Consider the following 12,424-nt stretch of genomic DNA (forward strand, 5'->3'; position numbering starts at 1 on the left):
TCGCAAACCGTTTCCCCGGTGCCGAGGGCTCGAGGGACTCAACAACAACAGCAGCAACAACAGTCCACGGCAAGGTAGCGCGACGGGACAAAGCGCAGCTGTGCGGGGCGTTGCATGTCACCACTATAGGACATCGGACATGTTCGTTCGTTTGGCTCAGCCGGCCTTCACGCCTTCTGGCCAGGACTTATTCCTGCTTCGCGCGGCGCGTGGGCCCCGGTGCGGTGGGCCACGATGAGGCACATGACCGCCGACGTCACGCTGGCCCCGCGCCCCAACCGAATACGCGCGACGTCAGCAGGACAATACCGAGGGAGACGGTGGCGACGACGGTGAGCCCGATGACCGCGACCACCAGTGGACGCCAGCCGGTGCGCGCGATCTGACGGATGTCGGTGTTGAGTCCCACGCCGGCAAAGGTCAGCAGGAACGCCCATTTCGACAGGTTGGCGAGGTTGGCGGTTTGGCCCTTGGTCAGCCACCCCGCCGTGGCGATCGCCGATACCACCAGGAAGCCGAGCACGAACTTCGGGAACTTGCTCCAGATGAACGCGGCCTTGGCTTTGGCGCCCCGGGCGATCCCGTCGGCTTCCCCTCGTGCGGCCCAAAACAACGCGAAGGCCAGCACGACGAAGCCGATCAGCGCGTTACGAGTTGATTTCACCAGCACCGCGATCTTGCCGGCGTGGTCGGAGTACAGATATCCCGTGGCGGTGGTTTCGGCGGTGTTGTCCACGGAAAGCCCGGCCCACAAACCGAATTCGTGGTCGGTGAGACCGATCGCGTGACCCATCGGCGGCAACACGAACAGCGACACCGCGCCCAGCGCCAGGATCGCCGCGATCGCGTAGCTGACATCGGAGTTGCGGGCCCGGATCGCCCCCTTGGCCGCCACGATGGCCGACACCCCGCAGATGGACGTGCCGATCGCCAACAGCGAGCCGAGCTTGCCCGACAATCCGTACGCGCGGGCCGCGACGATGATGATCGTCCCGGCAATGGTCATGTCCACCAGGATCTGCACCAGGCTGATCCCGCCGAGTTTGGCGATGTCGCCCAGCACGAATCGCGAGCCGAGCGCCACGATCCCTGCCTTGAGCCAGAATTCGTAGGTCAGCACGCCGGGGCGGAATATCGGGTGCAGGCCGATGGTGTTGGTGATCAAGAGCCCAATCACGATCGACCACAACACATATTCGATGTCGGGCACGGTCCAGTGCTGGTGCTTGGCCAGGGCGTTCCACCAGATCTGGGAGTACTTGCCCAGCACCCCCACGCCGATCAGAAGCAGGATGCCGGGTACGTAGTCAAGCGGACGGCTGCTGGTGAAGGTGCCTTCGGCCGACGTCTCGTCGGGCTGCACTTGGACTGTGCTCACGGCGGTCACCACGAAATCTTCGGGAGCATGTCGGCCACCGCCAGAGCGACGATCACCCCCGCAACCGCGGTCGCCCACCCGTCCACCGACACCGAGCCGAGCCGGGCCGCCCAATCCGGCGCCCGCGGGGCGTCGTGGTCTTCGATCGGCACGCCTTCACCCACGATGATCGCTCCTCAAGCGCCCATGGCGGCGTCTGTCGGCCGCACCCGTTGACTCCGAATGGTGGCGTCTGCGGGCGTCACCTCCAAGTGATTGACTCGGGCTGAATTTAGCTATGCCGCTCGATCAGGTTGGCAGACCGTGTTTCTCGGCGTCGGCGCGGTAGCGGTCCACCCATTCGTCGGAGCGCTGGTCGGCCTGGCGCTCCAACACCGGTTCGGGCGCCAGCTGCGGGTCCAGCCCCAAAGCCTCGAGGATGGATCCCACCACCTGAGTCAGGTTGCGCCACAACACCGGATACGAAATGTCCATGGGCTCGATGTCTTCCTCGGCGAACCAGTTTCGCCAGCCCTCTTCTTGCGCGCGCAGCATGCTGACCACGTGGGCGATCGCCCCGGCGTGATAAGTGGCGCGCGCGTCACGCACCGGGTCGGGCCTGCCTCGCCAGACCCGCGTCTGCACCGCGCGCCAGAACGACACGGCCTGAGAAACCACATCGGGTCGGTAGACGTGAATCAGCAGCGGCTGCTCGCCCACCACGTCGGTGATCGCCGCCAGCAGGCCCTCGCCGCTTCGATCCGGCAGATTCTTGGCACGGTCCAGCAGCAGCGGCGTCTGGTTCCACATCAGTTTGCCGCCCCACACCCCGTTGGGCGTGCGGCCGACCGTACGGATGTAGGCACGCCAGATCTCCGGGGGCGCCAGGTCCGGCGTCCCGACGTCCAGCGGGTCGAGCAGGCTCAAAATCGACTCGTCCTCGACACCGGCGAACCACTCCCGCGGCTGCGGGGACTGGCTGGTGGAGGGGAGGTACTGGAAAAACTCCTGTGGCTCGCCGGCCACGCCGGTGGCGCGCAGCGACTCGACCAGCAGCGTGCTGCCGCTGCGCTGCGACGCCAACACCAGATATGACGACGGCCTACTTGTCACCGGCAGAGTGTATCCAGAACCGTCCGCTGTTATCCGGGCTAGCGCGGTAAGGGTCAGGCTGAAGGAAACCTTTGTATCGAAGCGGACTTACCCGAACTGTGGCGTTCGGTGACGACAGCCGAACGGGACGGTGGCCGTGGGTGCTCATCTGGTTTCGGAGCGAACCGAAAGCCGCACTGGCGGCGAATCTGTGCTGCATGCAACAGCGCTGCGCCACATATTGTTTCGGGTGGGCACCCGGCAGCCCCCCGTGGGCTGGCCCCGCCGCCTGCGCGCCCGCTCACCATGAATTCCGAACCCCTTGATCGGCACGCCTCGGCGTGGCGGAGGCTTGTGCGGGTCTTCGGCTCATGACACGGATTACGGGCCATCTGTCTATAGGTTGACCACCGCGGCCGAAGCACATGTGAGCCGGACCGGCTTGCGGGTCAGCGTAGCTCGGCGCTCGCAAGATGATTTGGCTATTGCAGCATCAAGGAATTCGAACCTAGTTGATTTTTTGCGTCGGTCGACCCCGCACTGCACCGTCGCGCGTTGGTCCGAGAAGCGTCGCTATCCGCTGCTGAGCGATTCGCCCTCGAGGATCTCGCAGACGCAGACGTGGGCACCGTGTCGCCACGGTCCGAATTGCGTACCGCGCCTGCGCAGCAGGTGCTGCTTGTAGACCTTGTCGCGTTGATCCCGCGAGAACGCGAAATCCAGGTTCACGGGCAGGCCCGCCCAGTCGCATTGGTCACCGACCGGTTCGTCGGCCGTGCCGGCGTACCGCAGCCGGCATTGCAGCGGGCAGCCGTTCTTGAAGACCCGATCGGGTCCATCACACTCCCGAGCCACGATGACGTCACTCCTTCAGGCGCGCGACCTTATGAGTGCATCGTGCGGCGCAGAAGTTTCGGTGGTGGGTGTGCGATGTTTCCGCTGTGTTACGGGTGCCAGCAGATCGCCGTTAGTAGACGTCACGGTGGTAGCGCTTGTCCGCGCTCAACGATCGGACGTATTCCTTCGCCGCTTCCGGGTCGAGGTTGCCGAATTCGGCCGCGATGTCGCACAGCGCCCGATCGACGTCCTTGGCCATGGGATCCGCGGTGCCGCAGACGTACAGCTGGGCGCCGTCCTGCAACCAGCTCCACAGCTCCGCGCCGCGTTTGCGCATCAGGTGCTGCACGTAAACCTTCTGCTGCTGGTCGCGGGAGAACGCCAAATCCAGCTCGGTCAGGAATCCGTCATCGCGCATCTGCTCGAGTTCGTCGCGGTAGTAGAAGTCGGTGGCGGCGTGCTGCTCACCGAAGAACAGCCAGTTGGGTCCGGTGTGGCCGAGTGCGCGCCGTTCCTGCAGGAAACCGCGGAAGGGTGCGATTCCCGTCCCGGGTCCGATCATGATCATCGGAGTGTCCGACTCACTCGGCGGCCGGAAATTGCTGGATTGCTGCAGATAGACGGCGACTCGATCGCCGGGGGAGCGGTCGGCGAGGTAGGTCGAACACACCCCGCGGCGCGCGACCCCCTGGAAGTTGTAGCGCACCGGGGAGACGGTCAGGTGGACCTCGCCCGGACACTCCTTCGGGCTCGACGAGATCGAATACAGCCGCGGCTGAAGGCGTTTGAGCACCCGCAGCCACTCGTGGGCCGATGCGGCGACGGGCAGCTTGGCCAGCAGGTCGATAGATTGGCGACCCCAGGTCCAATCCGACAGTGCGCGTTTGTTTTCCGGCTTCAGCAGCTCCGCGAGGGTCGAGTCACCGGTGCGCTCCTGCACGAAGCGCACCAAATCGCGGCTGATGTGGGCGATCTCGATACGCTCGGTGAGCGCGGAGCGCAACGACATCAGGCCATGCTCGCCGACCTCCACGGGGGTCTGCCCGCTTAGGCCGGTGACCGACAGCCATTCGTCGACCAACTCGTCGCTGTTGCGCGGCCACACACCGAGCGCGTCACCGGCCGCGTAGGCAACGGATTCTTCAGGCATGTCGAAAACCAGGTGCCGCACGTCTTTCGTCGATTGTGGCCGGCTCAACACGGTGTTGCGCATCATGCCGGTGATCAGCGGATGTTTTTTGCTGTAGGGGCTGGAAGCGGGCGCGCCAGGGCGAGGCGGTGCCGTAACCGTGGAAGTGCGGGCCGGCGCCGTCGCAGCTCCGTCTCCGCCGACGGACGTGGGCGTCTTGGTCAGGGCGGTGATGACGTCGCCCAGCCACTTCACCGCGGTGTCGTCGTAGTCGGGTTCGCAGTCCACCCGCTCGGTGATGCGGGCGGCTCCCAGCTCGGCGAGTCGCGCGTCCAGTTTGCGTCCGTGACCGCAGAAATCGTCGTAGTTGGAGTCGCCCAGCGCGAGTACGGCATAGCGGGTGTCGGTGAATCGCGGCGCGCCCTCGGAGCTCAGCGCCCGCCAGAGGCCGGCGCCGTTGTCAGGCGCTTCGCCGTCGCCCGTGGTGCTGGTGACGAGCAGCAGCTCCTTCGTCGTCGTCAACTTGTCCGCAGGGAAATCATCCATGCTGTGCAACGCGACGGGAAGTTCGGCGGCGCCCAACCGCGCGGCGATCTCGGCGGCGAGCTCCTCTGCGTTCCCGGTCTGCGATGCCCACAGCACCACGACGGGTGCGCGCTGGGCCGCGGGCTTGGCATCGGCCGGCGCGACGGGCGGTTGCCGGGTAGCCGACGGCGTAGTCGCTTGGGCATCCTGTACAGGCGCCACCGGTTCGGGCCCGTCGATGCGCGAGAACAGACCCGCCAGCAGGCCGTCTACCCAAAGCCGGGTGCTGGAATCGAACGGCGCGCTCAGCGGCAGGGTCGGCACCCCGCCGGCGCGGCGACCCGCGGTCGAACGAAGCCCGGACAGCATACCGGCGAGGTATGAGCGGCCGAGCTCGTTGAATTCCGGCTTGGGTTGTGTTGCCACACCGAGTAATTCGCCGAGGGCATCGACTTGTGACACGCTGATTTCTCGTACCTCCGTGGGCGAGGGCCCTGGTATCTCGCTGGGGGTCGGCGCCTCGATGTCCGAAAAAGATTGTACGACACTGACTTTCGTGAGCGTGACGGCGCAAGCCTTGAATTCCGGCTGGCTCGAGACCGGATCGACCGCATCGTTGGTGACGGCGTTGATCGACAGGTATTCGCCGAACACGTCGTTCCAGTGGAACGGCGCGAAGCAGTTGCCGGGCCGCACTCGATCGCTGATGACGGCGGGCAGCACGGCGCGACCTCGGCGGGAAGCGATTTCGATCCGATCGCCCTCGGCGATCTGTAGGCGCGCGCCGTCGTCGGGGTGGATTTCGACGAATGGCCCGGGATTGAGCTTGTTGAGTTTGGCCACCTTGCCGGTCTTGGTCATGGTGTGCCATTGGTGCGGCAGGCGACCGGTGTTCAGCAGGAACGGGTAGTCGTCGTCGGGCATTTCCTCGGGCAGCAGGTGCGGGCGGGCGAAGAACACCGCACGACCCGTCGCCGTGGGGAAGGCCAGCCGCGGGACGCTGCCATCCTCGTGGACCAACTGCGTCTGGCTGATGCCGTCGTTGAGATAGCGGATCGGATTGCGGTCGCCCTCATTCTCGGGGGCGCACGGCCACTGCAGCGGGCCCTGACGCAGTCGTTCATGGCTGACGCCACGCAAGTCGTACCCGGTCTTCGGGTTCGAGAACCGCTTGATTTCTTCGAAGACCTCCGCGGCGGAGTCGTAGCTGAACGACTCCGAAAAGCCCATCTCGCAGGCGATCCGGGCGATGATCTGCCAGTCCGGCAAAGCGTGGCCGGGTGCCTGCGCCGCCGGCCGGAACAAAGTCATGTTGCGCTCGGAATTGACCATGACCCCTTCGGCTTCCGTCCACAGGGCCGCCGGCAACAACACGTCTGCGTATTCGTTGGTCTCGGTCTCGAAGAACGCGTCCTGGGCTATCACCAAGTCGGCGCGCTCCAGTCCGGCCAGCACGGTCTTTCGATTAGCAACTGATGCAACGGGATTGGTGCAGATGATCCAGCACGCTTTGATCTGACCATCGGCCATCCGGGAGAACATGTCGATGGTGCCGCTGCCCGCCTCGGTGCGCAGCGTTCCGCGAGGGAGGCCCCACAGATTTTCGACGAACTCACGGTCGTCGTCCGATGCCACCGAACGCTGCCCGGGTAAACCTGGCCCCATGTAACCCATTTCGCGACCGCCCATCGCGTTGGGTTGGCCGGTGAGCGAGAAGGGCCCGCTCCCTGGCTTGCAGATCGCACCGGTGGCCAGGTGCAGGTTGCAGATGGCATTGGTATTCCACGTACCGTGGGTGCTCTGATTGAGGCCCATCGTCCAGCAGCTCATGAAATTCTCGGCCTCGCCGATCATTTGAGCCGCCTTGCGGATGTGCTCTTCGGGTATCCCGGTCACCGCGCTGACCATGTCGGGGGTGTACTGCTCCAGGAAACTGGGCATCACCTCCCAGCCCTCGGTGAATTCGGCGATGAAACCGGGGTCGGTGTGGCCGTTCTCGACGATCAGGTGCAGCAGTCCGTTGAGCAGCGCCAGATCGGATCCCGGTGCGATCTGCAGAAACAGATCGGCCTTGTCGGCGGTCGCGGTGCGGCGGGGGTCGACAACGATCAGCTTTGCGCCGGCTTTGACCCGGTCCATCATGCGCAGAAACAGAATTGGGTGGCAATCGGCCATGTTGGCACCGATAACGAAAAAGACGTCGGCGCGGTCGAAGTCCTGGTATGACCCGGGCGGTCCGTCCGCCCCCAACGACAGCTTGTAGCCAGAACCGGCGCTGGCCATGCACAGTCGCGAGTTGGATTCGATCTGGTTGGTGCCGATGAAACCTTTAACCAGTTTGTTCGCCAGGTACTGCGCCTCGATGGACATCTGGCCGGACACGTACATCGCGAATGCGTCCGCGCCGTGTTCATCGATGATTGCGCGTAACCGCGTCGCGCACTGGATGATCGCTTGATTCATGTCGATAGGCTCGAGCGGGTCGCCACGGTCGGTCCGCGCATGCGCCGAGTCCAACCGACCGGGCGCGCGAAGCAGGTCCGCGGTGGTGGCACCCTTGGTGCACAAGCGGCCGAAGTTTGCCGGATGTTCTTTGTTCCCAACCGACTTGATGACGTGATCGCGGCCCGTTATCGGATCCGTTGTGATCTGCAACACCATCCCGCAACCGACGCCGCAGTAAGCGCACACGGTGTTCACGGCGTCGTCAGGCGCCATGGACTCCCTCGCCACGCTTACGTCCCTCCGTCAAGTACGTACGGGTTAGCTCCGTACAGGGTGAGTTCATTGTGGAGCAGGCATGTTTCGACATCGCTGCCCGAAATTTCCCCCGGTTTACTTCTTCCTCTCAACGGCCAGCACGCCCGTGTGAAATCACCGGAGGAATTCACGGCTGAGAGTCGCGTTAGCGCAGGTCACCGTCGACCGCCTGTCCCGCTCGAGGTTACTCACGACGCCCCTCGAAACGCTTCTCAGAACAGGGTTTTTGACCAAACCGATGGGACATTCACAGTCTTCGCTAAGCTCACCGCGTGCGTCAGCTCATTGTGATTGTTCTGGTTTTGCTGGCCTCCGGCTGCGGCTGGAAGCCCACCGCGCCGCCACAGGCCCGGCCCGACACGTGCAAGGACTCCGACGGACCCACGGCCGACGCCGTGCGCCAGGCCATCACCGCCGTTCCCATTGCCGTCCCGGGCACCATCTGGGTCGAGATGGGCAGGGGGCACACGCGAAACTGCCGGTTGTACTGGGTGCAGATCATCCCGACGATCGCCAGCGAGTCGACTCCGCAACAGTTGATCTTCTTCGACCACAACAAGCCGCTTGGTAGTCCAACCTCAAACCCGAAGCCCTATACCACCGTGCTACCGCCCTCGGACGACACCGTCACCGTTCAATACCAGTGGCAGAAGCCACATGACCAGCTGTGCTGTCCCACCGGCATCGGGACGGTCAAGTTCCGGATCGGCCCGGACGGCAAGCTGCAAACCCTTGGCAAGGTCCCGAACCAGTAACGTGTTCGCGCCCGGACGGCCGACCCCGAGAGATCGGAGAGTGGCCCGTCAGCGAGTGATGGCCTCGGCCAGGTTCTCCGGATGCAGCATCTCGACGTAACGCAGCCGCTCGGGGACCCCGAACCCGTCGACGAGCGTCTCGGCGTGCGGTCGCAGCGCGCGGCACCGGTCGTTGATTCCCCGGGTGACGGCCTTGGCGCGTTCGGTGGACAGGTAGCGGTGCTCGATGTACCAGGCCTTGTCGTCCTCGATGACTGATAGTGCGTACAGGTCGCACAAGACACCGAGCAGTTCGCGGGCCTGCTCGTCGGGGCACGCGTCGATCCCGGCGACGAACGCCTCCAGGATGACGCGATCAATGTGCGCGCTGGCTGCATGCAACACGTGATCCTGCACCGAGTTGAACGCGTCGAATGCCGACATCTCTTTGGATTTCGCCTGTAGCCGCCGCGCCACCGATGCCAGCAGATATTCCTCGCGGTCCTCGAACATCTTGATCTGGGTGCCGCGGTTGAAGAGGCTGCCCTCTTCTTCGCTGTCTTGCCGGGTATCCACAATGGTTTGGATAATCGCTTCTGCCGCAGTACGTTTCACGACGCGTTCGCCAACGGTGTTGGCGGCGAAGCGCACCCATTCGACCGGACTCATGCTCTTGATGTCATCGGCATAGGCCGTGAGCAGTTCCTTGGCCACTAGTTGGGTCAGCACGTGGTTGTCGCCCTCGAACGTGGTGAAAACGTCGGTATCACCCCGAAGCCCGATCAATCTGTTCTCGGCCATGTATCCGGCGCCACCACACGCCTCGCGGGACTCCTGGATCGCCCGGCTCGCATGCCAGGTGTTGGCGGCCTTGAGCCCGGCGGCACGCGCTTCGAGTTCGCGCTGCTCGTCGGCGTCGGGCGCGTCAGCGCTCTGTACGTCATGACATTTGCCTACCAATTCGTTCTGCGCAAACTGCAACGCGTAGGACTTCGCGATCAACGGGAACAGCCGTCGCTGGTGCACCAGGTAGTCCATGATCAGCACTTCGGAGTCGTCGTCGGGTGCGTTGAACTGCCTGCGCTGCAACGCATACCGGGTGGCGATGTCCAGCGCCACGCGGCCGGCGGCGCCGGCACTGCCGCCCACCGTGATCCGGCCGCGGACGAGGGTGCCCAGCATGGTGAAGAACCGACGGTTCGGGTTATCGATCGGCGAACTGTACGTGCCGTCTTCCGCGACGTCGCCGTACTTGTTCAGTAGGTTGACCCGAGGGACGCGGACATGGTCGAACACGATCCGGCCGTTGTCGACACCGGGCAGTCCGCCCTTGTATTCGCAGTCCGACGTGGTGACCCCGGGCAGGTCGTTGCCGTCCTCGTCGCGGATCGGGACCAGGACGCAGTGCACACCGTGATTGACCGGCTTGCCGTCCTCGGTCGTGATCAGCTGCGCGAAAACCGCTGCCATGGTTGCGGTTTCGGCGGCGCCGCCGATGTAGTCCTTACGGGCCGACGGGGTGGGGGAGTCAATGACGAACTCTTGAGTCTCAGGATCGTAGGTCGCGGTGGTCTCCAATGACTGCACGTCACTGCCGTGGCCGGTCTCGGTCATCGCGAAACAACCGCGCAATTCCAGGCTGATGATCTTGGGCACGTACATCTCGTGGTGACGCTCGGTGCCCAGGTTCTCCACGGCCCCGCCGAACAGCCCCCACTGCACGCCGGCCTTCACCATCAGCGACAGGTCCGACATCGCCAGCATCTCGATCATCGTGATCGCCGCACCGACGTCGCCGGTGCCGCCGTGCTCTTTCTTGAAACTGTCGGCGGCCGCGCCGAACGCCGCCATGATCCTCATCTGCTCCGCCACCTTGGTGCGGGCGATCACCGTGTTCGGTGTGTAATGCGGGCGGAACAGGTCCTCGGTAAGTGTGTCGCGCATCCGGTGTCTGACGTCGCGCCAACGTCCGTCCAAGGCATTGCGCAGATAGTCGGCAGTGGTAGTCGTTTCAGGCGCCATGATCCGACAGTAATGGCCGGTTCGCGTCGCGACCACGTTCGTCCGCCCGCGCCGGATATCAGCGCCGGGGTGGACTGCCTTCCTGGGGCCCGCGATCGGGCGACGGGTCGCGGCTTTGGCCGAGGGGCGACCGCAGCCGGTAGAGCGTGAACCCGGCCGCGATGACGCCGAGCAGAACCAGCATCCCCATGTCGAAGACCCACCAGCCGCTGTAGTGGGTCCATGTCAGGGCGTCGGCGGCCAGCGAGTCGACCCTGCGCAGATTCGCGGTGGACGCCGCGGCCGCGAAACCCCATTGGGCAGGGACGAACCAGCTGATCTGCTGCAGGCCCCAGATGTTCACCAGTTGCACCAGGCTCCCGTTGAACAGCGCAGATACCAGGATCACCGGCACCACCAGGGGCAGAACCTCTCGCAGCGACTTCCCCAGCGACGACAGCGCGAGGCCGACGACCGCGGACACGATCGCGGTGACGGCCACACTGACGTACAGCTCGACTGTGGCGTTGTGCAGCAAAGCGGCGCTTGGCCCCGGCTCGCCCTTGACCGCGATGACGATCGCCACGACGACTGCCGTATATAGGGCCGCGGCCAGGCCGTACGCGATGATCTTGGCGCTCAGGTACGCCGGTGCGGTCAGTCCGACCTCCTGCTCGCGCCGAAAGATGCGGTGTTCGCAAACCAGCGCGCGGGTGGTCAGCGCCGTGCCGATGATCACCGCGGCGACGTTGAGCGCGGCCAGGATCTCGATGGCCTCGTGCGCGTTGGTGCTACCCGGGTCGGGACGCGTCAGGCCGGATCCGCCCGGAATCAGCAGCGCCAAGCCCGCCAACACGAACGGCAGGATCGCCAGGAACGCGAAGTAGATGCGATCGCCGAGAAGCAGGCGGACCTCGCGCCGGGCCACCAGTCGGATCTGCCGGTTCCTGGGTAGCCCGGGTGGCGGGGGACCGGGTGCCGCGACTTCCGGCGGGGTTGTCGGTGCCGCCGTCTGCTGCCTCGCACGGAAGGCGCGGTGGGCTCCGTCGGGATCGGCGCCGACCTGCGACAGCACTCTCGACCAGTCCGTGGTGCCCATCGCGGACTCGATCTGCAGGGGCGTTCCCAGGTAGGCCACCTTGCCCGCCGCAGTGAGCACCAACACCTGGTCGCACGCGTTCACATCCGTAAGGGATGCGCGATCCGAGATCGCGGCCACGACGGCGCAGCCGATGTTGGCCTGCTGCCGCAGGATCGCCATGAGCTGACGTTGTTGGGCAGCATCCAGTCCGGCGGTCGGTTCATCGACCACGAGCAGACTCGGCCGGGTGACGAGCTCGACCGCCAGGGCAGCGCAGCGACGCACCTCGGGTCCCAGCTTGCGGATCTTGGTGTCCCGGTGCGACGTCAGCTCGAGCTCGTCGAGAACCTGGCTGACCACACGGTCGCGTTGCTCGGGCGACGTGTCCGGTGGCAGCCGCATCTCGGCGGCATACTTCACGGTCTGCGCGACCGTGAGCTGTCCGTGCAGGCGGTCGTCGCGCGGAACCACCCCGACGCGAGTCCGCATGTACTGCGGCTCACCGTGAACGTCGTGTTCGTCGAGGATGACGCGCCCGGAGTTGGGCGCTCTGGTGCCGGCCAGCAGTGCGAGCAGCGCGAAATTCCGTGCGGCCGACGGTCCGATGACCGCGGTGATGGAACCGGGACGCGCCGTGAATGAAATTCCCGACAGGGTGTCGTGTCCGTCGACTGTCAGCCCAAGCTGATAGGCCGTCATCCCGGTGGTCCGCGAGGCGGCCTGCAGGGGCAGGCGATGGGTGGAGTCGGGTTCCGTGGTGCGGAACGAGGGCCGCTGAACGCGGAGCTTGCTGGTCACCATCCGCTCGATCAAACTCGGGCCCTTTTGCTGCTCGGGTTCAGCGGCGGACGGACCCATCGGCGCAATTGGTGGCTGGGCCGGGGGGGCCGCGGGCGGTGGGACGGGGG

Annotated in this window: 8 protein-coding genes; 1 reads left to right on the forward strand and 7 read right to left on the reverse strand. The window is 65.2% G+C overall.

Annotated features, from left to right (window positions below; all coding sequences use genetic code 11):
- Positions 1-256: 256 nt before the first annotated feature.
- The 5 genes from A5753_RS02770 to A5753_RS02785 all read right to left on the reverse strand — a co-directional run bounded on the left by A5753_RS02770 (position 257) and on the right by A5753_RS02785 (position 7,658).
- Entirely contained in the window at positions 257-1,390 is a 1,134-nt protein-coding gene (locus tag A5753_RS02770) for a YeiH family protein (protein ID WP_067123123.1), read from the reverse strand.
- Positions 1,384-1,542 carry a hypothetical protein gene (locus tag A5753_RS24505; protein WP_197694564.1) on the reverse strand — a complete coding sequence of 53 codons (159 nt, stop codon included), beginning with the start codon at positions 1,540-1,542 and terminating at the stop codon, positions 1,384-1,386. The genes A5753_RS02770 and A5753_RS24505 overlap by 7 nt, the downstream gene beginning before the upstream one ends.
- A gap of 124 nt (positions 1,543-1,666) precedes the next feature.
- On the reverse strand, positions 1,667-2,470 hold the full coding sequence (locus tag A5753_RS02775; RefSeq protein ID WP_067123127.1) for a Stf0 family sulfotransferase: 804 nt from the start codon (positions 2,468-2,470) through the stop codon (positions 1,667-1,669).
- A gap of 552 nt (positions 2,471-3,022) precedes the next feature.
- On the reverse strand, positions 3,023-3,304 hold the full coding sequence (locus A5753_RS02780; protein ID WP_231989976.1) for a hypothetical protein: 282 nt from the start codon (positions 3,302-3,304) through the stop codon (positions 3,023-3,025).
- Positions 3,305-3,416: 112 nt separating this feature from the next.
- Complete coding sequence (locus tag A5753_RS02785; protein ID WP_067123130.1) at positions 3,417-7,658, reverse strand: bifunctional nitrate reductase/sulfite reductase flavoprotein subunit alpha; 4,242 nt, start codon at positions 7,656-7,658, stop codon at positions 3,417-3,419.
- Between the two features lie 329 nt (positions 7,659-7,987).
- Between A5753_RS02785 and A5753_RS02790 the strand changes: the two genes are divergently transcribed.
- Positions 7,988-8,455 carry an LppP/LprE family lipoprotein gene (locus A5753_RS02790; protein ID WP_067123161.1) on the forward strand — a complete coding sequence of 156 codons (468 nt, stop codon included), beginning with the start codon at positions 7,988-7,990 and terminating at the stop codon, positions 8,453-8,455.
- A gap of 48 nt (positions 8,456-8,503) precedes the next feature.
- On the opposite strand, the gene A5753_RS02795 is transcribed toward A5753_RS02790, so the two are convergent.
- Complete coding sequence (locus A5753_RS02795) at positions 8,504-10,456, reverse strand: acyl-CoA dehydrogenase (protein ID WP_067123134.1); 1,953 nt, start codon at positions 10,454-10,456, stop codon at positions 8,504-8,506.
- A 58-nt stretch (positions 10,457-10,514) separates the two neighbouring features.
- The coding region (locus A5753_RS02800) for an ATP-binding cassette domain-containing protein (RefSeq protein WP_082971145.1) at positions 10,515-12,424 on the reverse strand (1,910 nt) is incomplete at its 5' end.

The organism is Mycobacterium sp. 852002-51971_SCH5477799-a (assembly GCF_001667145.1).
In the GTDB taxonomy this organism is placed as follows: Bacteria; Actinomycetota; Actinomycetes; order Mycobacteriales; family Mycobacteriaceae; genus Mycobacterium.